Origin of the sequence: Anaerosporobacter mobilis DSM 15930 (assembly GCF_900142955.1) — a bacterium.
Lineage (GTDB): Bacteria > Bacillota > Clostridia > Lachnospirales > Lachnospiraceae > Anaerosporobacter > Anaerosporobacter mobilis.
On sequence record NZ_FRCP01000028.1, the window covers coordinates 34887 to 56971 of the forward strand.

The 22085-nt window shown below is 33.5% G+C and carries 31 protein-coding genes; 1 reads left to right on the plus strand and 30 read right to left on the minus strand.

The features are described from left to right. Positions 1–189: 189 nt before the first annotated feature. Positions 190–2022, plus strand: coding sequence for a sensor histidine kinase (locus tag BUB90_RS21955; protein WP_073291591.1), 1833 nt, complete (start codon positions 190–192; stop codon positions 2020–2022). Between the two features lie 107 nt (positions 2023–2129). Here the strand turns inward: BUB90_RS21955 and BUB90_RS21960 are convergent, their stop codons facing one another. The 30 genes from BUB90_RS21960 to BUB90_RS22105 all read right to left on the minus strand — a co-directional run. Continuing rightward, a complete protein-coding gene (locus BUB90_RS21960; RefSeq protein ID WP_073291593.1) occupies positions 2130–2915 on the minus strand; it encodes an amino acid ABC transporter ATP-binding protein in 786 nt (261 codons plus the stop codon). 11 nt (positions 2916–2926) lie between these two features. Continuing rightward, complete coding sequence (locus BUB90_RS21965; protein ID WP_073291595.1) at positions 2927–3583, minus strand: amino acid ABC transporter permease; 657 nt, start codon at positions 3581–3583, stop codon at positions 2927–2929. A gap of 42 nt (positions 3584–3625) precedes the next feature. Beyond that, positions 3626–4426 carry a transporter substrate-binding domain-containing protein gene (locus BUB90_RS21970; RefSeq protein ID WP_073291598.1) on the minus strand — a complete coding sequence of 267 codons (801 nt, stop codon included), beginning with the start codon at positions 4424–4426 and terminating at the stop codon, positions 3626–3628. A gap of 475 nt (positions 4427–4901) precedes the next feature. Then, positions 4902–5282, minus strand: coding sequence for a hypothetical protein (locus tag BUB90_RS21975; protein WP_073291599.1), 381 nt, complete (start codon positions 5280–5282; stop codon positions 4902–4904). Between the two features lie 11 nt (positions 5283–5293). Next, positions 5294–5704, minus strand: coding sequence for a hypothetical protein (locus BUB90_RS21980; RefSeq protein WP_073291600.1), 411 nt, complete (start codon positions 5702–5704; stop codon positions 5294–5296). Beyond that, positions 5705–5914, minus strand: coding sequence for a hypothetical protein (locus tag BUB90_RS21985; protein ID WP_073291601.1), 210 nt, complete (start codon positions 5912–5914; stop codon positions 5705–5707). 397 nt (positions 5915–6311) lie between these two features. Continuing rightward, the gene (locus BUB90_RS21990; protein ID WP_073291602.1) at positions 6312–6626 is read right to left on the minus strand and encodes a hypothetical protein; all 315 of its coding nucleotides are present in this window, start codon (positions 6624–6626) and stop codon (positions 6312–6314) included. Between the two features lie 89 nt (positions 6627–6715). Continuing rightward, a complete protein-coding gene (locus tag BUB90_RS21995) occupies positions 6716–7300 on the minus strand; it encodes a hypothetical protein (RefSeq protein WP_139241839.1) in 585 nt (194 codons plus the stop codon). A gap of 263 nt (positions 7301–7563) precedes the next feature. Beyond that, on the minus strand, positions 7564–8172 hold the full coding sequence (locus tag BUB90_RS22000; protein WP_073291607.1) for a hypothetical protein: 609 nt from the start codon (positions 8170–8172) through the stop codon (positions 7564–7566). A gap of 99 nt (positions 8173–8271) precedes the next feature. Continuing rightward, on the minus strand, positions 8272–8904 hold the full coding sequence (locus BUB90_RS22005; protein WP_073291609.1) for a hypothetical protein: 633 nt from the start codon (positions 8902–8904) through the stop codon (positions 8272–8274). 5 nt (positions 8905–8909) lie between these two features. Then, complete coding sequence (locus BUB90_RS22010; protein WP_073291612.1) at positions 8910–9314, minus strand: hypothetical protein; 405 nt, start codon at positions 9312–9314, stop codon at positions 8910–8912. Between the two features lie 32 nt (positions 9315–9346). Beyond that, a complete protein-coding gene (locus tag BUB90_RS22015; protein ID WP_073291614.1) occupies positions 9347–9529 on the minus strand; it encodes a hypothetical protein in 183 nt (60 codons plus the stop codon). Positions 9530–9670: 141 nt separating this feature from the next. After that, positions 9671–10159: a hypothetical protein gene (locus tag BUB90_RS22020; protein WP_073291617.1), complete on the minus strand. Its 489-nt coding sequence runs from the start codon at positions 10157–10159 to the stop codon at positions 9671–9673. Positions 10160–10390: 231 nt separating this feature from the next. Next, entirely contained in the window at positions 10391–10882 is a 492-nt protein-coding gene (locus BUB90_RS22025; protein WP_242952590.1) for an enhanced serine sensitivity protein SseB C-terminal domain-containing protein, read from the minus strand. A 93-nt stretch (positions 10883–10975) separates the two neighbouring features. Continuing rightward, positions 10976–11284 (minus strand): hypothetical protein, encoded by a 309-nt coding sequence (locus tag BUB90_RS22030; protein ID WP_073291620.1) that lies wholly within the window; start codon positions 11282–11284, stop codon positions 10976–10978. After that, positions 11281–11457: a hypothetical protein gene (locus BUB90_RS23740; RefSeq protein ID WP_170865564.1), complete on the minus strand. Its 177-nt coding sequence runs from the start codon at positions 11455–11457 to the stop codon at positions 11281–11283. Before BUB90_RS23740 ends, BUB90_RS22030 begins: the two co-directional genes overlap by 4 nt. A gap of 384 nt (positions 11458–11841) precedes the next feature. Next, entirely contained in the window at positions 11842–12453 is a 612-nt protein-coding gene (locus tag BUB90_RS22035; RefSeq protein WP_073291622.1) for a hypothetical protein, read from the minus strand. Next, positions 12443–13909, minus strand: a complete 1467-nt coding sequence (locus tag BUB90_RS22040) for a hypothetical protein (protein WP_073291625.1) — start codon at positions 13907–13909, stop codon at positions 12443–12445. The genes BUB90_RS22035 and BUB90_RS22040 overlap by 11 nt, the downstream gene beginning before the upstream one ends. An 855-nt stretch (positions 13910–14764) precedes the next feature. Further along, a complete protein-coding gene (locus tag BUB90_RS22050; RefSeq protein ID WP_073291631.1) occupies positions 14765–15208 on the minus strand; it encodes an SMI1/KNR4 family protein in 444 nt (147 codons plus the stop codon). A gap of 562 nt (positions 15209–15770) precedes the next feature. Continuing rightward, positions 15771–16202 (minus strand): hypothetical protein, encoded by a 432-nt coding sequence (locus tag BUB90_RS22055; RefSeq protein WP_073291633.1) that lies wholly within the window; start codon positions 16200–16202, stop codon positions 15771–15773. Between the two features lie 2 nt (positions 16203–16204). Next, complete coding sequence (locus BUB90_RS22060; RefSeq protein ID WP_084139430.1) at positions 16205–16897, minus strand: polymorphic toxin-type HINT domain-containing protein; 693 nt, start codon at positions 16895–16897, stop codon at positions 16205–16207. Positions 16898–17301: 404 nt separating this feature from the next. Next, on the minus strand, positions 17302–17712 hold the full coding sequence (locus tag BUB90_RS22065; RefSeq protein ID WP_073291637.1) for an SMI1/KNR4 family protein: 411 nt from the start codon (positions 17710–17712) through the stop codon (positions 17302–17304). 64 nt (positions 17713–17776) lie between these two features. Beyond that, the gene (locus BUB90_RS22070) at positions 17777–18283 is read right to left on the minus strand and encodes a CbrC family protein (protein ID WP_073291639.1); all 507 of its coding nucleotides are present in this window, start codon (positions 18281–18283) and stop codon (positions 17777–17779) included. 2 nt (positions 18284–18285) lie between these two features. After that, positions 18286–18660: an HNH/ENDO VII family nuclease gene (locus BUB90_RS22075; RefSeq protein WP_073291641.1), complete on the minus strand. Its 375-nt coding sequence runs from the start codon at positions 18658–18660 to the stop codon at positions 18286–18288. A 3-nt stretch (positions 18661–18663) separates the two neighbouring features. Further along, positions 18664–19053, minus strand: a complete 390-nt coding sequence (locus tag BUB90_RS22080) for a polymorphic toxin-type HINT domain-containing protein (RefSeq protein ID WP_073291643.1) — start codon at positions 19051–19053, stop codon at positions 18664–18666. Positions 19054–19534: 481 nt separating this feature from the next. Further along, the gene (locus tag BUB90_RS22085) at positions 19535–20050 is read right to left on the minus strand and encodes a DUF2247 family protein (protein ID WP_073291645.1); all 516 of its coding nucleotides are present in this window, start codon (positions 20048–20050) and stop codon (positions 19535–19537) included. 11 nt (positions 20051–20061) lie between these two features. After that, entirely contained in the window at positions 20062–20385 is a 324-nt protein-coding gene (locus BUB90_RS22090; protein WP_073291647.1) for a hypothetical protein, read from the minus strand. Between the two features lie 2 nt (positions 20386–20387). Further along, on the minus strand, positions 20388–20618 hold the full coding sequence (locus BUB90_RS22095; protein ID WP_073291650.1) for a hypothetical protein: 231 nt from the start codon (positions 20616–20618) through the stop codon (positions 20388–20390). Positions 20619–20702: 84 nt separating this feature from the next. Then, the gene (locus tag BUB90_RS23845) at positions 20703–21011 is read right to left on the minus strand and encodes a hypothetical protein (protein WP_073291652.1); all 309 of its coding nucleotides are present in this window, start codon (positions 21009–21011) and stop codon (positions 20703–20705) included. Positions 21012–21058: 47 nt separating this feature from the next. Further along, on the minus strand, positions 21059–22085 hold a 1027-nt coding region (locus BUB90_RS22105), incomplete at its 5' end, for a hypothetical protein (protein ID WP_330393823.1).

The window sequence follows — 22085 nt, forward strand, 5'->3', positions numbered from 1 at the left end:
TTTTTTTAATGAATCAATTGTTTCATGTATTTCTTAAGACAACCTTATTATATCGAATCATCTCGGAGTAAAATAGAACTTTACTTTGGTGTCCTATGGTACTTTACTTAGTTTTTTCATATTTAATTGATTATCATTATGGTATAATAACTTTAAAGTCTAACAGAATAATCAACAAAGGAGACTACAATGAAGTTTAAAAATCTTTCCTATCGTACTCAACTTTTTCTGGCAGCCTTGCTGTTAGTCACTATACCAATTACTTTAGTCGGTGTCATTACAGCAAAGCGCAATGCATCCACCCTAGTGTCCGATTACAACACTTCGATGGAAACGATTATTTCACAAGCTAATCTAGCCCTTGATACCTTACTAGCAGATGCTACAAAAATTGCTGATTTACCACTTCTAAATCAGGATATTAAAAAAGCAATGGTTACTAATTATAAGGATAATTATCTCGCCTACTCTCATGATTCAACTAAGTTCAAGACTCTTTTTAGTCAGACAAATAGGCTGAATCAGAACCTAGTTACCTGTGTCTTTAAAAACCGCTTTGGTTATACATTTGATTATAATATTATTGGTGTCCAACGCCAGACTCAAATTACTGAAAATATAAGAAACTGGAAAAGCATTGCACAGAGTGCTCCTAACTATACATATTTTGCACCTCTTCAACAGACATCTATTGATTCCCAGAAAAACGTACTACCCATGATTAAAATACTATTTGATGGTTATGACTTTAAGGAAATTGGTATCTGTTATGCAGAAATAAACTTTGAATCAGTAGAAAACATTCTTGTTTCTGCCCAAAACGCAGAAAATACCATTCTAATATATAACGCAGAAGGAGATCTTACCTTTTCCTCCAATGAAAGTTACATACAAAACCAATCCTCCTATACTGAACTATTGTCATCCTTATCGGAATTTAATAAATCTATTGTAGACAGTGATTCCATCAAAACTCAGAAATTTGAGATTGGGAAAAAAACCTACTTGATAAACGGGGTATATAATAAAACAACTGGCTGGCATCTAGTTCAACTACTTGATAGCCATATCATAAACCAGATTTATCAAAATAATTTCCTAAATTATCTTGGTGTCTTTTCTCTTATTCTTATTCTGGGACTAGTACTTGCAATTATATTATCAAAAAAAATGACTGTTTCTATCTCCAAGCTGTGCGACGAGATGGATTCCTACAATACGGATAGTTACAGTGCTATCAGTATGGAAGCTTGTGTTTCCAATAAAGAACTTAGAAAGCTTGTTACCAGTTTTAATAATTTGAATCAACGTCTTACAGACAGCCTTCAACAAAATTATCAAATTCGTTTAGCCGAACAGCAAATGCACATACAGATGCTTCAGTTTCAAATTAATCATCATTTTCTCTATAATACACTAAATGTAATCAAATCATTAGCAAACATTAACAATGTCCCTGCTATTGAGACAGTAGCGGTCTGTATGTCTGATCTTCTTCGCTATAATTTGGACAAATTTCCAATTGCCAAATTAAAAGAAGAAATTGCACAAATTAATCGTTATATGACCATACAAAATATCCGTTTCCCAGATAAGTTTATCTGTGACTATAGCATTCCGGAGCAATTGCAAACTCTGGATATACCAGCCTTTATCTTGCAACCTTTTGTGGAAAATAGCATTGAACACGGATTTAGAAAAAAAGAAACTGACTGCTATATCAGTATCAGTTGCAATATAGAAAATAACATTCTTCATTTCTTTATTGTGGATAACGGTTCTGGTATGTCGAAAGAAACACTGCAACAGATTCAAGACAGATTATCTCAAGATAATCTCTCTGCTACTTCCTTAGAGGATTTGAATGAGCGTAAACATCACTCCATCGGTATTCGGAACGTACATCATCGTATACAGAGTTATTATGGAAAAGAATATGGCCTAACCATAGAAAGCAAGGAAAACTATGGTACCATCATTGATATCAAGCTTCCATTTGAACGGGAACATCCTACTAACTAAAAAGTAAATATCGTAACACGCAAAAGACCGGTTAGAATGCTTCTATTACACTCCAACCGGTCTATTTTAAATTCCAAAGGGTTTATTCTTACAATCTCAGAAGGTTCTTACCCTTCCATATATCTCGTTAAGAATTGCTTGGTTCTTTCTTCTCTCGGACTATCAATGACTTGTTTTGATGCCCCCTGCTCCACAATCATACCATCATCCATGAATATAATTTGATCTGCAACATCTCTCGCAAATGCCATCTCATGAGTTACGATAATCATCGTCGTCTTCTGCGTCGCTAACCCTCTTATCACCTTTAATACTTCACCTGTAAGCTCCGGATCTAAGGCTGAAGTTGGTTCATCAAAGCAAAGTATGTCAGGCTTTAATGCCAATGCTCTAGCGATAGCAACTCTTTGTTGCTGTCCACCAGAAAGTTGATGAGGATAATGGGATATACGATCCGCTAATCCCATTTGTTCCAATAAAGCTTTGCCGTGTTCATCTATTTCCTCATAAATATCTCTTTTATGCTGCTTAAAATCTGTTCTTTCTTTTGCTAACAACCGTTCTGCTAAAGTAACATTCTCAAGTGCCGTATATTGAGGAAACAGATGAAAGGATTGAAATACCATACCAAAATGAAGTCGCTTTAATCTCAAGTTCTTCTCTTTTTGTGAGGCTTGCCAACTAGCATCAAATAAAGTCTCCCCTTTTACTTCAATACTTCCTCTACTTGGTGAGTCTAAAAAATTCAGACACCTTAATAACGTAGTCTTGCCTGAACCAGAAGAACCAATAATGGCTAATGCATTTCCTTCTTCTAGTGTAAAGCTAACATTTTTTAAGACTTGAGTACTACCAAAATCTTTTTGTATGCCATTTACCTCTAAAATCGCCATATTTGTCCTCCTTATCTGAAATAATCTAGTTTTCGTTCAATGTAATTAAATAGTAACGTAAGTATACCTATAAATAGTAAATAATAAACTCCTGTATAAAATAGTGGCCAAGTAAGTCCTGCTGATTTCATAAAGGAATATCCTGCAAATGTAAGTTCATACGCTGCAATAATTCGTGCTAGCGAAGTATCCTTGACAAGCGTAATAATCTCATTGGACATAGGTGGAACAACATGTTTTACCATTTGCAATAAGGTAATCTTAAAAAATATTTGACTCTTTGTCATACCAAGTACTTGCCCAGCCTCTCGTTGTCCTGCTGGAACACTTTTGATACCACCGCGAAAGATAACTGAAAAATAGCACGCATAATTGATGGTAAATGCCACCACAGTAGCCATCATTCGTCCAGTCTCATCACCACTCCATATATTATGTTTTAACCATAACCCTGGTCCATAAAAGATAATAATTAATTGTAGCATTAACGGTGTACCACGAATCACCCAGACGATGACCTGTATTGCACTACGTAATAATCTCCATTTACTCATTGATGCAAACGAGGTGATAAGCCCCAATGGAAGAGCAAATAAAAGAGTCAGTATAAAAATCTGAAAGGTGGTCCATAAACCGTCAAGCAATGCTTGCGTTACAGTAAAAAACATAACAATTTCTCCTTTGTTTTAATCCAATATAAGACGAAGTGTTTATTTATCCATGACAACAACGACTTGTGCATTGTTGCAATAAGCATTGCTACATTCCATTGCTTCTAGCACTTCATTGGTTAATGTCATACCATTCCATACAACATCAATGTTCTTAGATTCTAATTCCATAATTTTGTTATCCCAATCAATTTCAATAAATTGTACTTCTACACCCAATTTTTCTGCTACTAGACGAGCCATATCTGCGTCAAAACCTATCCATTCACCAGAACCATCTTTATAATCCATTGGTTCAAAATCCGTAATACCAACGATTAATGTACCTTTTCCTTGAATATAAGATACATCACTATCTTCTGCCTCTATGTATTCTACCTCTTTTTGCTCAACAAGAGATTCTTGAACACCATATTTTTTAGCGACCTCTTCCATAGAGCCATCTGCATAAGTGTCTGCAAATACTTTATTGATATAAGATGCAAGATCAGATCCCTTACGGCAACCAACACCGTATTCTTCCGTTGTTAATTCGTTGGTATGTATCATATCTGGATAACTTGTACCTTCTCCTATCATGGCTCCTGCCATTAACAAATCAATGATGGCTGCATCGGAAGTCCCTGAAGCTACTTCCATTAATGCATCTGCCTGGGATGCTACCGAATTATATTGATATCCTTTTTCTTTTGCTGCTGCTTCACCAGCAGAACCAGCTTCTACTGCATATACAATATTTCCCCCATCACTACTTGTTTTCTTTGATTTCTTACTACAGCCTACAAGTGCTAAACTCATGACTAAAACTAGAATGAGTGTAATTGCTATTTTGTTTTTCATAATTTTTCCTCCTGTTATATACTTGGCTTTGTTTATTTACCATAATACCATAGTAGCATACTAAAGTAAAGGTGGTAATACAAATGACTTTTACTCTCTAGGGCAACTCCAGGTACATTTACTCAATCCATATTTTAGGATTTACGTTTTATACTTGATTATATAAAAACATCTGTATGCTGTTAAGAGCATACACCCCTGGCATTTTACTATATGACAAAAGAAAGCCTTAGAAATCACGCAAAGCGCCATCTCTAAGGCTCACCTTATCATTTAATAATCCCTTTACTAACTCTCTTGCATCATCTCTTGCTAAATTTTGTATAGCATCCCTTTAATTCAATATCACCATATTGGATCAATATCGGTAATTGAAATTTTATCAAAATCTTTCTTCTTCGAATGCTCCAAAAAAACTATTCTTATCTTCTCTCTGGTTTTTATAGGGAGCAAATAGTTCATCGATCTGCTTATCTTAGTGAGACCATATGTAACATGTATCGATGTTTGTTTTTATTAAATGCCTTGTATCGTATCGTCTCACCCATTCAATGTCATCAAGATTAATAGATATACAGGGAATTTTAATGACGGTATTAACTAAATCTATAAAGAGTCCAATTGCCTGATTTTCAGATTGAGGTTTAATTTTATATATAACTAATCGTTTGTTTGTGAAGGAAAATCTACAGCTTGAAAACTTATCGACATACTTCTTATTATCATTATAATAAATGTATCCACCTGATAATAGCATAAGCTGTTCTATCATGGCATCGCTAAGATTTACACCACATCGTTTGCAAATCATTTCATTGTTTTTTGCTTTGCAAATATGACATTTGATTTTTTTCATAAGTTACTCCTTTAATTACCAAAGATGGTGTCAAGGATATATGGAATAAGCAGATTATTCTTATTACTCCATACAGAAGAATTCCAAAGACGTTCGCCTGCTTTATCATATACAGTTACAGCTGAGCCGTTTGGAATCAGACTCTCACGATAATTTTCTTTATTTATGACAACCGTATTTTTTCCTGATTTATTTATTGACTTAGCCTCTAAACTATTAATAGTAAGCCCACCAACCGCAACAGTGTCTCCCCTCATTATCGCATCTACATATCTTTGTGCCATTTTCCATGCTACAATAGAATGAACCGCATCAAACAACGGTGGAAAAAGCTTTGCGCTTTTGCGGGGATTTCTAATGAATGGTATTCCGAACATAGACATCGAATTCATATTGATACCGTGTGTCTTACCGTCATTCATCTAAAAGACTACCGCACCGTCAAAGCTTCGACCAAGGGGAATGCCACAATAAGTATGAATCGTAGTTCCTCCGCAACCTGCCATTAATATCGCAATATCATCATAGCGAATAATTTTCTTGTTAAATTCTACACGGTCATTATAAAACCGCGCACTTTTACCGTTTCTCTTATACGGTATATCTTCCAAATAATTCTCCATGTTATTCAAATTAAATCCCCCCAAAGCAAATATAGTTTTAAACAGTATAACAATATAAGAAAATATTGTCAATTATAGGCAGGGATATAGCAATATTTATTGCTAGTATTGGAAAGCATGTTCGTAATGTTTTCTACACAAGCAAGATGCTGCCTATTCACTGGCACCAACTAAAACTGCTTTCGCCATAGCAAATAAAACGTGACAAGCTGTAATTAACAATGCAATCCTAATTTTCTTATGCCAATAGCGTAATTAACTTTGGTTAAATTATGCAGTTGGATATCATCTGAAGTCATTCTTGTAATACGCATAAAAACGCACCTCTTTCACAATAAAATTTGTTTTAATAGAAGTGCGTTTATATCAGCATATTCGAACTAAATTTTTTCTTGTTAAAAAATAATTAAAAGTATTCTTTCATAATTGCCCATACTTTTTTTACTTCATCGTTATATCTTTCATTTAACTGGTTTCTCACTTCATTTTCGTCATATATAACAAAATCACTCAGTCCACCTCTAGATACAAACAGACGATTATAACTCTCTATAAGGTATTGCATTTTTTCATCATCATTTTCATCTGAATCAATACAATTCACTTGTCCCATAAGTATATTTAATACTCCGTTATACTGTCCATTCCCATATTTTTGTACTAACTTACCTATTTCTATATATGATGTACGCAATTGCAAAATTTCATCATTTTCCAACATTCTTTTTTTCTCCTATTGCAATGGTGTCTTTCCTACAATCTCAAACAACCACGGTGAATCTATATATGTTTGCATAATGTCATGTCCTCCTACATATGTGCCCCCTTGCGGTCCGACAGGTCCAGTATACACAGTCGTTCCTTTTGGTATTTAACAGATGCAGGCGGTTCACTAGTAAACCATCTTCCATAAGGATTTTGTGAATTACCTGCACGATACATTATTATACCTTCTTGTAATACTTCCATGTTATATCTTCCACCATAAAAATTCTTTGCAGGTTGGTTTGGCATTTCAGCTAATGGTCCAGGATTTTCAATCATATTATACTGATAATTTGCTATATCATCTGTTCCATATACAACGGAAGATTTACCACCCCTATTAAACATCTTCAACTTCAATGACGAAAATGCCTTTGATAATCCATAAGCAATACCCGCAAATGCTACTCCTGTTACCCCGGCAACTACAACATCAATTACTATTTTCTTCAGTGACATTACTTCTCCCTTAATTCCAATATCACCTAAATCACCAAGCAAGATGCTGCCTATTCCAGAAGCTCCACCACTTAGTAATGTTTGTCCCAGGGTCATTGATACACCTTTTACAGCTCCAGTAAAAGCGAATCCCAACAAAAGAATTCCAAAGACGTTCGCCTGCTTTATCATATACAATTATAGCTGAGCCGTTTGGAATCTGACTCTCACTGTAATTTTCTTTATTTATGACAACCGTATTTTTTTCTGATTTATTTATATAAACAGTATTACAATATATGGAAATATTGTTAATTATAGCAAGGATATAACAATATTTATTGCTAGTATTGGAAAGCATGTAATATTTTCAAAAAGTGGTGGGTTCTCTTGGACCTCTCAATGTCTCTACAGTATCTTTCAAGTCTGTTCTCATCATAAGCTTTTTTTATATCCTATAGCATTCCCTCCTCAAATAACTTTATATTTTTCTTTCTATCATCTATATCGCTCAAAAGAAATTTCCTTTTTAGTCCAATATTATTAGTGATTTCTTGCAAATCATATGGATTTTTTATAATTCCTTTATTATATAAAATTCCTGTAACAGCTGTACTTCGTATAACTTCATTATCACTATTAATATAAATGTGTACTAATAAACTATATGCTTTTTCTGAAGGGCTACAATATGCTAAGTTTGAAACAAACGAAATATTACCTGGCGCTTTTTCAATATTTCTCATTATGCTGTCTAAATACTTTGTTTCCCTTGTGTTTTCATATAACACTCGAGATATTAACACACTTCCACCACTAGGAACATTAAGTTCCTGTAACTTTTTTTCAAGCGAATCCAAGCCATTATATTTTTTTAACCAAGGAAGAAATATTGCCAAGTCTATATCATTATTGCAAAAATTATGCCAAATGAGATTTTCTACCTCTTCTCTCTCCCATTCGAATATTTCATCCAATGTTTTCGATTTATATCCAGCCATTTTCTGGTTTCCTGTTGCTTTAATCTGATTTGTAAAATCAATATATGCCTGACTATTTTCCATTAGTAAACACCTCCAATAGCTGTATGTCATTTGTGTCATACAGCTAATAGTACTTAATTGAAGGATTATTTAATCCTAAAGTATAATCGTAAATAAAAATCAATTATAGTTTTTATAGTTGTCAAACTCTCCATTTTCAAGTTTTTTTATCATATCTATTTTTTCATCTTTTTGCGCATTTTTAAGTATTATTCTCAATTCCTTTTTACTAGAAACTTCTTCAATATCGTCGATATCTTTTATAAATCCTTTATTATATAAAATACCATCTATAACGCTTCCACAAGCAATTCTATCTAAAGGTTTCTCATAAATAGTCACCAATAATTCATATACTTCTTCGCAGGGATGACATTCTGCTAAAATTGATATATATGTATAATCAAATTTTGATTGTACTATATTTTTTTCCATTAGTTTTAAATACTCATTTTCTTTTGTATTATCATATATCAAAGAACACAATAGCATACTTGTATAGCTTGGTATCTTGCATTCGGAAACTGTATTTTTTAATGCTTGTATTCCATCATATAATTGTAATTTAGGTAAAAGTACTGCTATATCCATATCTTTTTTATAAATAAATGTATTCCAAATTACTTTTTCTACTTCTGCCCTTTCATTATTATTGATTGAGTTTAGTATATTTATACTATATCCACTTAATTTATCCGCACCAGTCGCATTTATCTGACATAATAATTCTTCATATGCTTTACTTTTTTGCATTTCATTCACTCCTTAATAACATGTGTGGTTATATTAGTAACAATTCCATCATCTTGTAAATCTTTTAAAATAGGAAATTCCACGGTCTTCCATACACTCTTAGGATTTGCATAACCCTCTTTTACAGCATATGTAACATTTCCAGATGCACCTTCCGCATATTGACTAGATAATGCTGTCCAAATAGGTTTTTGCGGAGTTATTCCCATATCCCATTCAGGATACATTCCTTGCAATCCTCTCCAATTATCAAAGACCTGCCCTCCCGGAGTTTGTTCCATTATTGTACCACCTACGCTATTAGCATATACCGCAGCACCTTCTTTATTGCCACTCCAAAATACAGCACTATCAACTGGTGATGATGTATCAAAATAAGATGCCATCTTACTATAATCTCCAACCTTCATGGCACTATATGCCTCTGCTATTTGTGTACTATTTAATCCAGATGCACTTGCACGTTCAGAAAATTCTTCAAAGAATTTTGCTCTCCAGCTTGAATGGTTTCAAACGCTTTCAATCCCATCGCGGTTAATATTATCGTTCCTACTACAAAACATATTGGGTTCTTCATTCCCTTAGTAAAACCAGCAGTAAACACAGTCAATACACTTATAGTCATTTGGAACCCATTGTATAAACTACTTTCATGGAGTTTTAAGCTTCCCAGACATCTGCGCTATTTGATTTGAGTATAACGCAATCGTTTCCATAAATCTACTCTTTTTATTTGTTGTAGTCTTTATGTATTTTGAAATTACTCTTACTCTTCTGTTTTGATAAACCTTAGCTTCATTAAGCGATCTGCTTCTACATCATAGTAGTAACCATCGCCTTTTTCACATCTTGCATAATCCTCTTCTAATGATTTGACGTCCATACTACCAAAGATTGTTTTTTGTCCTCGATCCCCTGTGAACTCAGCGATATTGTCAAGTAAGAAAGCAAAGGAAATCGCATTATTAAAAAAGAAATTTTGCTCGGAATCGTTAATCTTCTGTAGATCTGTAAATACGAACAGATATCCTCTCTCTTCTGCAATCGCAGCTAGTTGAGGAAGATGGGAATTCATAAAGAACTTATTTTCATTTGCATTCAGATACACGAGCTTGCTTTGTATTACAAACACCGTAAAAGGTTGTTGCTCTATGGTGCAGTCTGGAATTTTACCAAATTCCTTGGAAAGTTTGAATTCTACCTGGCTTGACTCGTATATTTTGATGATATTTGAGTCAATCTTCTTAACACGCATAAAAACACACCTCTTTCTCAACAAAAATCTGTTTTAAAAGAAGTGTGTTAACAACATCGATTTGAACTAAATATGAGATTTTGATTCTGCTATGTTCGTATACCCAGATAGTAAATTTCCCCCTAATGTCTCTATATTATTAATTTACCACTTCATGAGATCACTGATGGTTCATTAAGAAATAGGAGTGTGGGGTGCCAGAAAGTATAAGCATTATTTGATATAAAATGGTTATTGATTTTCAATTGCATTTTTCCCAAAATCTGAACTGGCTGAAACTATATCAAAAAATTTCCCATTTAGAAATGGTCTACAAAATTCTGCTATCTGAGGATATAGTTGCTTTGGATGTATTGGCGAAGCAAAGACCAATAAATAACTTCCTTCTTTTCCTCTTACCATCCATAATAAATATGCTTTGTCTATCTTATTAGCCTTCGAAAAATAATTGCATAGTTCATCAACCATTTTAGTCGGATACTCTCTCGTTATTCCTACCATTACCTCTTCACCTTTAGAAATAATTTGCTCATAATTCATAACAGTTTCAAACATAGCTAGCGTTATTATAATATTTTCCCCTAAAGGATTTATGACCATACCATAATATTCTGAATTCGAGCGTCCTAAAATCAATTTGTAATCTTCGCAATTGAATACGAGTGTCTGTTGTTCTCCTTCCTTATTCCACTTTCGTAATTCTGTCCAATCAGTGAATGCCATCAGATATTTCTTCCTGTGTAGCATTGTTTTCTTTTAATCTTCTTATAGCATCCACCAATTCTGGATTTACAATTGGTTCATTAATGTTCATATCTACTCCTTTACTTGATATTTTCCAGCCTCAAATTTTCTAACAAAACCCTTGGCAGGAAAATCTGGATATTTAATTTCCCATAAAGTTCCACATTCATTACATTTATACCATTTATCAGCATACCATTTATATTCTTCTTTAACTTCTTCAGGTTCTAAGTTATAACCTTGAAAATATGGTGCTTCCACTAGTACTTCTAGAAATATTCCTTTATTTACTTGTTCTTCAAAGAACATTTTTAACTCTTGAAATAAATTCCATGATTTAATTTCTATACCAATTCTTTCATCACAATCACATCTTTTCATTGAAACCACCCCGCTTCTACTTTAGGAACACACAGTTCTACCTGTTCATATTGATTAATCATTACGGAATGCAACTGCGTGTTATTACTCTCATAGATCGGTTTTAACTGGTTACGTCCATCATCAAGGAAAACCACTCTTGCATCTGGTTTTTTGTCACATAGACCATTCATTAGCAATCGAAATCTAGTATTACCGGATAGATATCCACATAATTCTGAGATGGATACAGTGACCAGAAATAAAGCTCTGTAGGTCTGCTGATATCTGTAAAGAACAAAAGACTTACGAGCAGCTTTTGAAGTGTCTGTGATGATTATTCACATACATATTTGTCGCCAAAGTCTTTCTGAAAATGAGGGAACCTCCCCCTGTTATTCCAAGGTTACCCCAAAGACAAATTTCGCCCTCAGTGCTCCATCCCCACAGGTGATATAGCAACTGAATCTATCTTCTATGGTGCTAATGACATTTGTCACGCAGATAGAAAATAGATTCAGTATTTATAAAATAATTCAGTTTTATGGAGTTCTAAAGTATAACCATAATAAATCTTATTATAATTGATGCTTTTCAAACTTCTCTATTATTTTTTTTCTTTCAGTAAGATCATCTGAATCAAATTTTCTTTCCAAATCTATGTTCTTTATTATTTCTTGTAAATCAAGCGGATTTGTAATTATCCCTTTATTATATAATATACCAGTCACTGCTGTACTTCTTATAATATCACTCTCACTGTTAATATATATTTCTACCAACAATTCATATATTTTACAATTCGGCTTACAATATATCAGCTTTGAAACATTAGACATCTTATTTGGCTCTAATTCTATATTTTTCTTAATTATCTCTAAATAGGTTTTATCTTCATTTATTTCATATAAAATTATCGAAAGAGTTACACTACGTTCACTTGGTACAGTACTCGTTAATAACATCTCTTTTAATTTTTCAACACCTTGATATTTTTTTAGTTTTGGTAAAAATGCTGCCACATCAATATCTTCTTTTTCACAGAATTGTTTCCACACTATGTCTTCTATTTCATCTCTTTCCCAATCATATATCTCTTCCATAAGCTTAGGGTAATACCCATCCATTCGTTTAGTACCAACCGCATTAAGTTGCTCTATAAAATATGAATATGCTTTGCTATTTTCCATCAATCTTAATCTCCTTTATACCTGTTATCAATCCTTTTTTTATTCCATCACTCACAATTGGCAGCTCAATTTCCTTCCATACATTTCCTATATATCCATCAGGATGTACATATGTAACAGACCCCTCTACTCCATTTGCATATTGACTTGATAATGCTGTCCAGATTGGTTTTTGTGGAGTTGCTCCGGTTTCCCACTGCGGATACATTCCTTGTAATCCTCTCCAACCATCAAAGACCTGCCCTCCCGGAGTTTGTTCCATTATTGTACCACCTACGCTATTAGCATATACCGCAGCACCTTCTTTATTGCCACTCCAAAATACAGCACTATCAACTGGTGATGATGTATCAAAATAAGATGCCATCTTACTATAATCTCCAACCTTCATGGCACTATATGCCTCTGCTATTTGTGTACTATTTAATCCAGATGCACTTGCACGTTCAGAAAATTCTTCAAAGAATCTTGCTTCATTATTAGTTATGTACCTTGCAGCATCTTCCGGAGACATTCCATCAGCAAAATTTGAATAACCTTTTACATCTAAATTAGTACCACCCTTATTAATTATCTTCAACTTCAATGCCGAAAACGCCTTTGAAATTCCATAACCAATGCCTGCAAATACAACTCCTGTAAGTCCGCCAACAACTACATCAGTTACTATCTTCTTCAGTGACATTACTTCTCCCTTGATTCCAATATCGCCCAAATCACTAAGCAAGATGCTGCCTATTCCAGAACCTCCACCACTTAGTAATGTTTGTCCTAGGGTCATTGATACACCTTTTACACCTCCAGTAAAAGCGAATCCCATTCCACCACTTATGAGTCCAGCGATTGCTCCCATAAATGCGCCATCTTCTAAACCTTTCCAGAAATCACCGCCCGTTAGAGCACTGATTGTTCCTCCGATCAGTCCTCCGATACTGGCACCAACTAAAACTGCTTTTGCCATAGCTACTAGTAAAGCACCAGCAGCAGCTGGACATACTACAATTACTACAATTGCTGCAAGCACTAATACAACCGTTGCAATTGCTTTCCAATGTTCTTTACACCATTCCCCTGCTTTCTTACAGCCATCTTTGAACTTTTCCCAACCATTCTTCTCACAGTCTGGTTTAAGGTACTTGTATTGATCATAAAAATCGTCTTTTCGTTTATTCACAAGATCCGCTACATTACCGTCAATGCGATAGGTATCCTCTATAAACTGTTCGCTGCTTCCTCTAGCCTGCTCTAGAGAGTCAACTTTCTCTTCCTGTACACTTGTAGATGCTTGTATGGAGCTTATAACATCTTCCATATTACATATGGATTGCTTGATCGCTAGTGCCTTTGTTTTTAAAGAAAATAATTCTGATTTGTAATCGTTAACTGTTTTCTTTACCTCACCAAACATTCCAGACATCTGCGCTATTTGATTCGAGTATAATGCAATCGTTGCCATAAATCTACTCCTTATTTTTCAATTTGTTGTAGTCTTTATGTATTTTAAAATTACTCTTACTCTTTTGTTTAGATAAAATTTAGCTTCATTAAACGATCTGCTTCTACATCATAGTAGTAGCTATCGTCTTTTTCACATCTTGCATAATCCCCTTTTAAAAATTTGACGTCCATACTTCCAAAAATTGTTTTTTGTTTTACTGTTCTCGGTTTTTCTATTATCTTTTCCTTTATATGTAATTATAAGTATTTTTTTATATGTAGTCAATAAAAAGACTGGGAAAGTTTATCTTTAATTCATAAATTAGGGTGGATTCACTGGCATATGATACACCAAGCACATTGGATACATAGAAAAAATTAGAACTTTCACTGTCAGTCTGTATTAATTCCAGAGACAAAACACACTGGGTTCTTCATTCCCTTAGTAAAACCACCAGTAAACGCAGCCATTATACTTATAGTTATTTGAAACCCTTTGTATGTACTACTTGAATGGAGTTCTTTATTAAACTGTACTATAGGATTTTTAGGATTAAAAAGACTAACGCTCAAAAATTGCAAATCAAGCCTTCCATTCCAAGTGATATTCCAACAGATATTTGGGAAACTGTAGGAACAATCTTGGCTATTTTTCCAAGGTGTTCTAGCACATATTGGGTTCTTCATTCCCTTAAATTATTTCTTATGACCCTTTTTTGAATATAAAGGAATTTTAGACTATGTGATTTACAGTAATCTGTAATGCTGATTACTACCTTCCCCTTCATTTTGGTATTCCACTCGTTTTCCTTGTTTGATTTCAACCTTTGCTAGACTAATAATATAATGGTGCAGTCATCTTAGTCTTCAAGTTTTATTCTTGGGTTTCATATAACATATTTAAAAGTTCTGCAAAGTTATTACATATATGGGTAATCGCACTTCCTTTATCACTGAATGCTTTTTCATGTTCCCAAAATACTATCAACGGTTGACTATTGTTTCTATAATCAAAACATATCATATTACCAAATAGATCTTCAGCGAACGGAATTACTTTTTCAATTAGTCTATCCTTTATATCACTATAAGTATTTATAATATTACTGTAATCTCCTTCATCAAAGCTTAAGAGATTACCAAACACTTCCTCATTACCTTCCAAATCAAACCTATTTGGTTTCGGATATCCTCCATCATTTTTCACTGCGATTTCAATATAATCTTTTGGAAATTTCACCCCCAATATTGTTTCTACTTTTGAGATAGTTTTAATTTCAACATTATCATTTTCACATATCCACCTTATCCTACACATAATTTTCCCTCCTTTAATTATTACTTGGTCCCTATATGCTAAATCCACCATCATGACCTGTTTGTCTATGTATTACTCTATCAACTAATTGCATTAGACCTTGTTCAATTATTTATTGGAATTTTGCTCGGAATCGTTAATCTTCTGTACATCTGTAAGGGTCAGGTTTACTAACTTGTGGACACCTTTTGTTAACTCCTGCAGAAAATTGAGCTTATCTCATATTTCCCGCTGTTTTTAATTTTACTTCGGTCTCCTCGTGGAGCATAATTGATTTTGAATCAACTTTTTTAAATCGCATAATAAAACGCACCTCTCGCAACAAGTTTTTTTGCTACAAAAAGCACGTTTATATGAGCGTATTGGAACTACACCTAAAAATCCAATTGTATACCTAAGACAAAGTTTATCGCTAAAGACTCTTAATTCATATCATAGATGACGTCACTTCGTGAGAGTCATGATATTGAATTAAGAGTCTAGATTTAGGTGGTTGGAAGCCCTAAAGTAAAACATAATTAATGTTAATTAATGTTCACTAACCCTATAAAATAATATATTTTCACCATAATGCTCTATCAAACTCTTCTGTTTCTAATTCTTTAATATATACAGATATCCATTTTACCGTATCCGTTTCAGGCTCCGTTTCAACAAATACACCTTTATCGCTTACATATACTTCCTCAAATTCATCATATTCAAAACTAGTATCTACTCTTAACATTTCTTCTGTTTTTTGCCCTACATATATTTCATCAAATAATAAACCTTTATATTCTTCTAAAGTTGTTATCTTAAATAACTTTCCATTAATTAGATTGAAAAACATGTATATTTTCCCCTTAATTTCATATCGAACAAGAAATTTATCATACAAAAAACACTCGACTTTTTCACTTTCAAGCAATGATTTCAATTCACTTATATGACTATATAGCTTTATTCCACCCATGCCAATCCATGGTATAATAGGTGCTTCCAAATTAATCATTATTACTTACCTCCTGTAAATATAATTGTTGAAGTTTCTTTTCCATCAGTTTTATAAACATCTTCAATTCCATCAACTATCTTAATTATTCCTTGATCACTAGTACTTATTTTTACGTATGGATTTGCTCCATGTCTTCCACCGCCTGGTGAAACTTGAACTTGGGTAATATTTTTTCCTCCACCAGGATTATTAATCTTTATTATTTTAGCACCAGAACTTGACCGTTGTGAAGCTTTAACAGTTACATCGTAACCTGCATCTTTAAGCATTTGAGCAATTTCATTAGCTGACTTTCCTGAAAAAGCATCTGGATTAGACTTTATGTCATCTATTGTTATCTTACCATTTTTAATAACAGTATCTAAACCATCCTCAGTAGGAGCTTTACCCTCCGGACAATCATTATGTACCAGTATACTGTTTTCCCCAACAAAATAAGTATGATAATCTTCTACTTGGAAATTATACACGACTTCTTGTCTTTCTTCCAATTCAACACATTCTACTGGGTAACTACCACCGGATGCATTCATAATCTCATCACCCTTAGAAAGTTTACCAGCCGCTATAAATCCTTGTCCTTTCACATAAAATGGATGATTCATTGTTGTACATATCACTTCATTCTGAATGATGATCTTTACGATACATGTTGTCTTATTTATATATGTTTCAATTACTTTTTTCTTTATTTAAAAAAGACATGTCAATCATCTCGTGGCTGACATGCCCTTAATTTTAAAGGTTTCTTAGAATTTACGATCCTCTGCAGCTTCTTTAATAAAAACAGTGAGGAGTTGATTTTACTAGGTTAAGTGATGAATTGTGTATTACTTAAGATGCTTTTTAGAACATTAAGACATTTTAGGGCTTATTTTATAATGGGTACATTATTTTGAGTACTTTTTATACTGATTTTATTTTTATTATCCATAATTTTAATGAATCTAATCTAAATCCTTATTCATATCCTACATTTGATTCATACTTACTATAGAAAAAATATCATTATTCAATATTATCAAACATTTTGACACAGAGTTGCAATCACAATACATTCTTAATTCTTTTCCATGTCAATTGCATAACTAATATCTTATTCAGTATCATATAAATATTGTAAAAATTCTTGAAAAGTTTTTCCTAAAAATTCTGCATCTTCAATATGGATTGAATCATCAGGTATTGCCACTATTGATATTTCCTTATCTCTTTTATCGAAGGCATATGCCATTCCCCCTCCATCGGAAGCGAATTGTACTAATTCAGGGGTGAACTCTTCAACTTTCCCATCAATATTAAGTGAAACAATCTCTTCAATAGACCAAATTGCAAGATATGAATTTTGTCCAATATTCCCTTCTGCACCATTAGTCTCCAGCATAAACTCTCTATATTGTGTGGGAAATATCATATCAATTTCTAACTCAACACTTTTTATAGTTTCTTCAGAAGAGAATGAATTATACTTCATAGTTTGTGTTAATTTCATAATTTCTTTGTTCATTTTATTACTCACTTTCCAACTACGGCAAAATTGAATAATCCACCCATTAGATCACCTATAATAATTAATAACTTTGACATACAACTTTCATTTTTCCACAAACATTGCATTTAAAAACATATGCAACAGTATTATATCCTAAGTCCTCCCACAGTACATTAATATCATCTACTTTATTCAAAGTATCTTCATCTAAGTTTTTTTCAAAAAATGCTATTGCATTTTCATTATTTGAGTTTTCTCTAAAATTCTCTTGTCCCCATTCACCGATGTATTGCATATAATCATTACAGCAGACTTGCCAGTCATTTGACTGAACCCAAGGAATTGGAGGATTAGACGCTAGCTCTTCTACTTTAGCATAATCAAATCCAACTCTTTTTATTATATATTCAGGTATATCAACTACTGCTTTTTTTAAGTCAAAACATTCTAAACATATAGACTCCACATTATCCTGTTCAAAATATACCCCCTCTAAGCAATTATTATTACTGCCGCAGAACTGACAATTTTTTTTTGTAAAATCTGCATTTTCCTTAACATTACAAAAGTATTTATAATTCTTCATATCTATTTCCACCTTCCATTATCCCATTCAGAATTCCAATATTCATTTTTCCACTTTCTAAACTGAGTTCTATCAACTTTTGATTTTTGATTATAGTTAAAATGGTTTTTCTTATAATTTTCTCCATAACGATGGTCTGACGGATGCATCTCCTTAAATGGCCCATTCGGATTTTGTTCATCATGATGTATCTCTATAGGTTTTCCATCCTTCTTACTTGTTGGAGCATTTCCTCGTTTATTAGGAATTTCAACCTCACTATCAGGGACTCTGCTTTCCATATTATCAATTACAGGATTTTCACAATCATTATGTACCAGTACACTATTTTCCCCAACATAATACGTATGATAATCTTCTACTTGAAAATTATACACGACTTATTGTTTTTCTTCCAGTTCAACACATTCTACTGGGTAACTACCGCCGGATGCATTCATAATCTCATCACCTATTGAAAGTTTACCGGCTGCTAGAAATCCTTGTCCTTTCACATAAAATGGATGATTCATTGTCGTGCATATCACTTCATTCTGAATGAAGATCTTTACGATACATGTTGTCTTATTTATGAATGTTTCAACTACTGTTTTTTCTTCTGTCTGGAATGTATCTGGATTCGTTGCTATTACTTGATCTCCTGCTTGAATGGTTTCAATCGCTTTCAATCCCATCGCGGTTAATACCATCGTTCCTGCTACAAAACATATTGGGTTCTTCATTCCCTTAGTAAAACCATCAGTAAACACAGCCAATACACTTATAGTCATTTGGAACCCATTGTATAGCTTACTTGAATGAAGCTTTTGATTAAACTTTATTAAGTACTTTCAGGATTTAAAATACCAACACCCAAAGATAATAAGTCAAATCCAAACATCCCCAATGATATTACACCAGATACTATTGAAACTGTTGGAATTATCTTTGCTATTTTGCCAAGGCACCAATTTTACTTTGCTCGACTACATAGTTTAACAGCATCTGAATTTACTTTTCTTACACGCATAAAAACGCACCTCTTTCGCAATAAAAATTTGTTATGAAAAAAGTGCATTAAAATCAGTGTTTTAGAACTCAATATGAAGTTTTGATTTTGTAAGGTTCGATTGTATACCCAACTGAAATATTTTCTAAAGTCTCTTTATTATCCATCCCTACCCATCCTTTTCGCCTTCGGCGATAGTAATTTTAGTTTTGAAATGGGTGAGGGAGGTGGGCGTCTGAAAGTATAACCATAATTAAATATAATTATTCAATTTCTAATTTATACTTTTTCACTTGTTCACAAATATAGCAATCCAATTTTTTTAATAAATAACTTCTATTTTCTTCCAAAGAATGCTCTTTTAAAATATATTCATCATCCATAGGCATATATGAAATAAAGTTTTCCATATCCTGTGGATAATCAAAATCTGCATATATCATCTCAATTTGTGCAAACAATTTAGCAACGTCTTTTTCTGTCTTTCTATAAAAAATAATTATTGCTACACGAATTTTTTCCTTTGCCTTTTCCATGTTTTCTTCGATATTATTTTGAAATTTTGGTATTTTTTCTATAATTTCTAAAACATCTATCAAATTATCCACCTTCCAAGATAGTTCTAATTCTTCTTCTGAAACAGCCTTATCTTTTTCCATTTTTCTACAGACGTAATCTTGAGCTGTGTCAACACTTAATATTTTATTTTTTATTCCCCAATAAACTACATACCAGTCTATTGGCATATTTATACTCTCAAAAATATCAATTTTATACATAAACAATCCTCCTATGGTCTAGCATTAGGCTTTCCTGTTATACCAATACCTTCTATAAATCTACGATGAGTCACTCCTTTTGCTGGATCAGGATCCACAATCCACTCAAATATTCCCTGCTTACCATTTAGAGAACCTTCTATCTGATATAATGAGCGTTCCACTCCATCTCCACCTACTAATGAAAATTTCGTAGCATCACCAGCATAATTATCAATAATATCATTAAACGCATGTAAAGAATCATCTTTTAAGGCACTCCCTGTTCTAATATTATCTAAAACAGGATTATTAATTTCTACCGTTTTACTTCCACCCTTATTAATCATCTTCAACTTCAACACCTTAAACGCCTTTGATAATCCATAAAAAATGCCTGCTGTACACTTGTAGATGCCTGTATGGAGCTTATAACATCTTCCATATTACATATGGATTGCTTGATCGCCAGTGCCTTTGTTTTTAGTGAAAATAATTCTGATTTGTAATCACTGACTGTTTTCTTTGTCTCTCCAAGCATTCCAGACATCTGCGCTATTTGATTCGAGTATAACGCAATCGTTGCCATAAATCTACTCCTTTTTATTTGTTGTAGTCTTTATGTATTTTGAAATTACTCTTACTCTTCTGTTTTGATAAACTTTAATTACTCTTACTCTTCTGTTTTGATAAACTTTAACTTCATTAAGCGATCTGCTTCTACATCATAGTAGTAGCCATCGCCTTTTTCACATCTTGCATAATCCTCTTTTAATGATTTGACATCCATACTTCCAAAGATTGTTTTCTGTCCTCGTTCCCCTGCGAACTCCGCGATATTGTCAAGTAAGAAAGAAGAGGAAATCGCATTATTAAAAAAGGAATTTTGCTCAGAATCATTAATCTTCTGTACATCTGTAAATACGAACAGATATCCTCTCTCTTCTGCTACCGCAGCTAGTTGAGGAAGAAGGGCATTCATAAAGAACTTATTCTCATTTGCATTCAGATACACGAGCTTGCTTTGTATTACAAACCCGTAAATGGTTGTTGCTCTAGGCTACAATCTGGAATTTTACCAAACTCCTTGGAAAGTTCTTTGCTAACACCATATATCCCTGCCAAAAATCGTTTATCTATCGTTACATAATTCTCATTCAGGTACACGTAGAACTGCTGAAGGGGAGACAACTTTTTACTTTTATTTGTATCATCATTGAAGCACAGTTCTACCTGTTCATATTGATGGATCATTACAGAATCCACCTGCGTGTTAATACTCTCGTAGATAGGCTTTAACTGGTTACGTCCATCATCAAGGAAAACCACTCTCGCATCTGGTTTTTTGTCACATAGACCATTCATTAGCAATCGAAGTAAATTCGTCTTACCAAATTCCTTCTTTCCGTAGATTGCAACGACCTGTGAGTGTTCAAAATCTAGTGTTACCGGGTAGAAATCTACATAATCCAATCCAACACTAATTGCGGTCTTTGCATAATCCATGTTTTCCTTAACATGTTGTAGAAGGTAATCGTATTCAGATCTGGTCAATTCTTTTGGGAAGGTCTGATACTTTTTCACTCTTTTTACATACTGACCATCAGAATACTCGAATTTATCCTTTACCTTTTGAAGGAATTCACTTTCTGTATCTCGGGCGGAATCATTGTCTCCATAAGGGTACGTACATTGCACTTCATAAGGTAGGTTCATTCGAAAGGTTCCTGTCACACCATCTGGTTTAACGGTGACATTCGCAAATCCATGCCCCGGATTATTGCCAATCACGTCCACTTTTCCATTGAATATCTCTGAATATTTATCCTGAGGCATCTCAAATGCAATCTTTTGTTTAAATCCTCCAAGATAGGAGGTGATTCCCTTAGTATCAACCGCCGTCATAACAATCGTAATCCCTTTTGATAACCCATCCCTGCATAACTTCGCAAGTTTCTCCTGATATGCCAGGTACCTTGGCTCACTTATGAATGCATTCACATTATCAATCAAAAATGTAGTATGAAGAAGTCGCTCATCAGAATCCCTAAAGTTT

Excerpts from the sequence above, each read along its gene's own strand:
- BUB90_RS22025 (WP_242952590.1), bottom strand. The coding sequence starts at position 10,882 with ATGGCATTCACTGATTGGACAGAATTACGAAAGTGGAATAAGGAAGGA.
- BUB90_RS22020 (WP_073291617.1), bottom strand. The coding sequence starts at position 10,159 with ATGCGTGTTAAGAAGATTGACTCAAATATCATCAAAATATACGAGTCA.
- BUB90_RS22035 (WP_073291622.1), bottom strand. The coding sequence starts at position 12,453 with ATGGAAAATAGCAAAGCATATTCATATTTTATAGAGCAACTTAATGCG.
- BUB90_RS22040 (WP_073291625.1), bottom strand. The coding sequence starts at position 13,909 with ATGGCAACGATTGCATTATACTCGAATCAAATAGCGCAGATGTCTGGA.
- BUB90_RS21975 (WP_073291599.1), bottom strand. The coding sequence starts at position 5,282 with ATGAAAAAAATCAAATGTCATATTTGCAAAGCAAAAAACAATGAAATG.
- BUB90_RS21960 (WP_073291593.1), bottom strand. The coding sequence starts at position 2,915 with ATGGCGATTTTAGAGGTAAATGGCATACAAAAAGATTTTGGTAGTACT.
- BUB90_RS22095 (WP_073291650.1), bottom strand. The coding sequence starts at position 20,618 with ATGGCAACGATTGCGTTATACTCGAATCAAATAGCGCAGATGTCTGGA.
- BUB90_RS22070 (WP_073291639.1), bottom strand. The coding sequence starts at position 18,283 with ATGAAGAATTATAAATACTTTTGTAATGTTAAGGAAAATGCAGATTTT.
- BUB90_RS22010 (WP_073291612.1), bottom strand. The coding sequence starts at position 9,314 with ATGAAGGTTGGAGATTATAGTAAGATGGCATCTTATTTTGATACATCA.
- BUB90_RS22015 (WP_073291614.1), bottom strand. The coding sequence starts at position 9,529 with ATGACTATAAGTGTATTGACTGTGTTTACTGCTGGTTTTACTAAGGGA.
- BUB90_RS22005 (WP_073291609.1), bottom strand. The coding sequence starts at position 8,904 with ATGCAAAAAAGTAAAGCATATGAAGAATTATTATGTCAGATAAATGCG.
- BUB90_RS21995 (WP_139241839.1), bottom strand. The coding sequence starts at position 7,300 with ATGATAAAGCAGGCGAACGTCTTTGGAATTCTTTTGTTGGGATTCGCT.
- BUB90_RS22000 (WP_073291607.1), bottom strand. The coding sequence starts at position 8,172 with ATGGAAAATAGTCAGGCATATATTGATTTTACAAATCAGATTAAAGCA.
- BUB90_RS22030 (WP_073291620.1), bottom strand. The coding sequence starts at position 11,284 with ATGAAAAGATGTGATTGTGATGAAAGAATTGGTATAGAAATTAAATCA.
- BUB90_RS22080 (WP_073291643.1), bottom strand. The coding sequence starts at position 19,053 with ATGACTATAAGTGTATTGGCTGTGTTTACTGATGGTTTTACTAAGGGA.
- BUB90_RS22065 (WP_073291637.1), bottom strand. The coding sequence starts at position 17,712 with ATGAACAAAGAAATTATGAAATTAACACAAACTATGAAGTATAATTCA.
- BUB90_RS21990 (WP_073291602.1), bottom strand. The coding sequence starts at position 6,626 with ATGTTGGAAAATGATGAAATTTTGCAATTGCGTACATCATATATAGAA.
- BUB90_RS21965 (WP_073291595.1), bottom strand. The coding sequence starts at position 3,583 with ATGTTTTTTACTGTAACGCAAGCATTGCTTGACGGTTTATGGACCACC.
- BUB90_RS22050 (WP_073291631.1), bottom strand. The coding sequence starts at position 15,208 with ATGTGTAGGATAAGGTGGATATGTGAAAATGATAATGTTGAAATTAAA.
- BUB90_RS23740 (WP_170865564.1), bottom strand. The coding sequence starts at position 11,457 with ATGAATGGTCTATGTGACAAAAAACCAGATGCAAGAGTGGTTTTCCTT.
- BUB90_RS21970 (WP_073291598.1), bottom strand. The coding sequence starts at position 4,426 with ATGAAAAACAAAATAGCAATTACACTCATTCTAGTTTTAGTCATGAGT.
- BUB90_RS22085 (WP_073291645.1), bottom strand. The coding sequence starts at position 20,050 with ATGTATAAAATTGATATTTTTGAGAGTATAAATATGCCAATAGACTGG.
- BUB90_RS23845 (WP_073291652.1), bottom strand. The coding sequence starts at position 21,011 with ATGAATGCCCTTCTTCCTCAACTAGCTGCGGTAGCAGAAGAGAGAGGA.
- BUB90_RS21980 (WP_073291600.1), bottom strand. The coding sequence starts at position 5,704 with ATGAATGACGGTAAGACACACGGTATCAATATGAATTCGATGTCTATG.
- BUB90_RS21955 (WP_073291591.1), top strand. The coding sequence starts at position 190 with ATGAAGTTTAAAAATCTTTCCTATCGTACTCAACTTTTTCTGGCAGCC.
- BUB90_RS22055 (WP_073291633.1), bottom strand. The coding sequence starts at position 16,202 with ATGATTAATTTGGAAGCACCTATTATACCATGGATTGGCATGGGTGGA.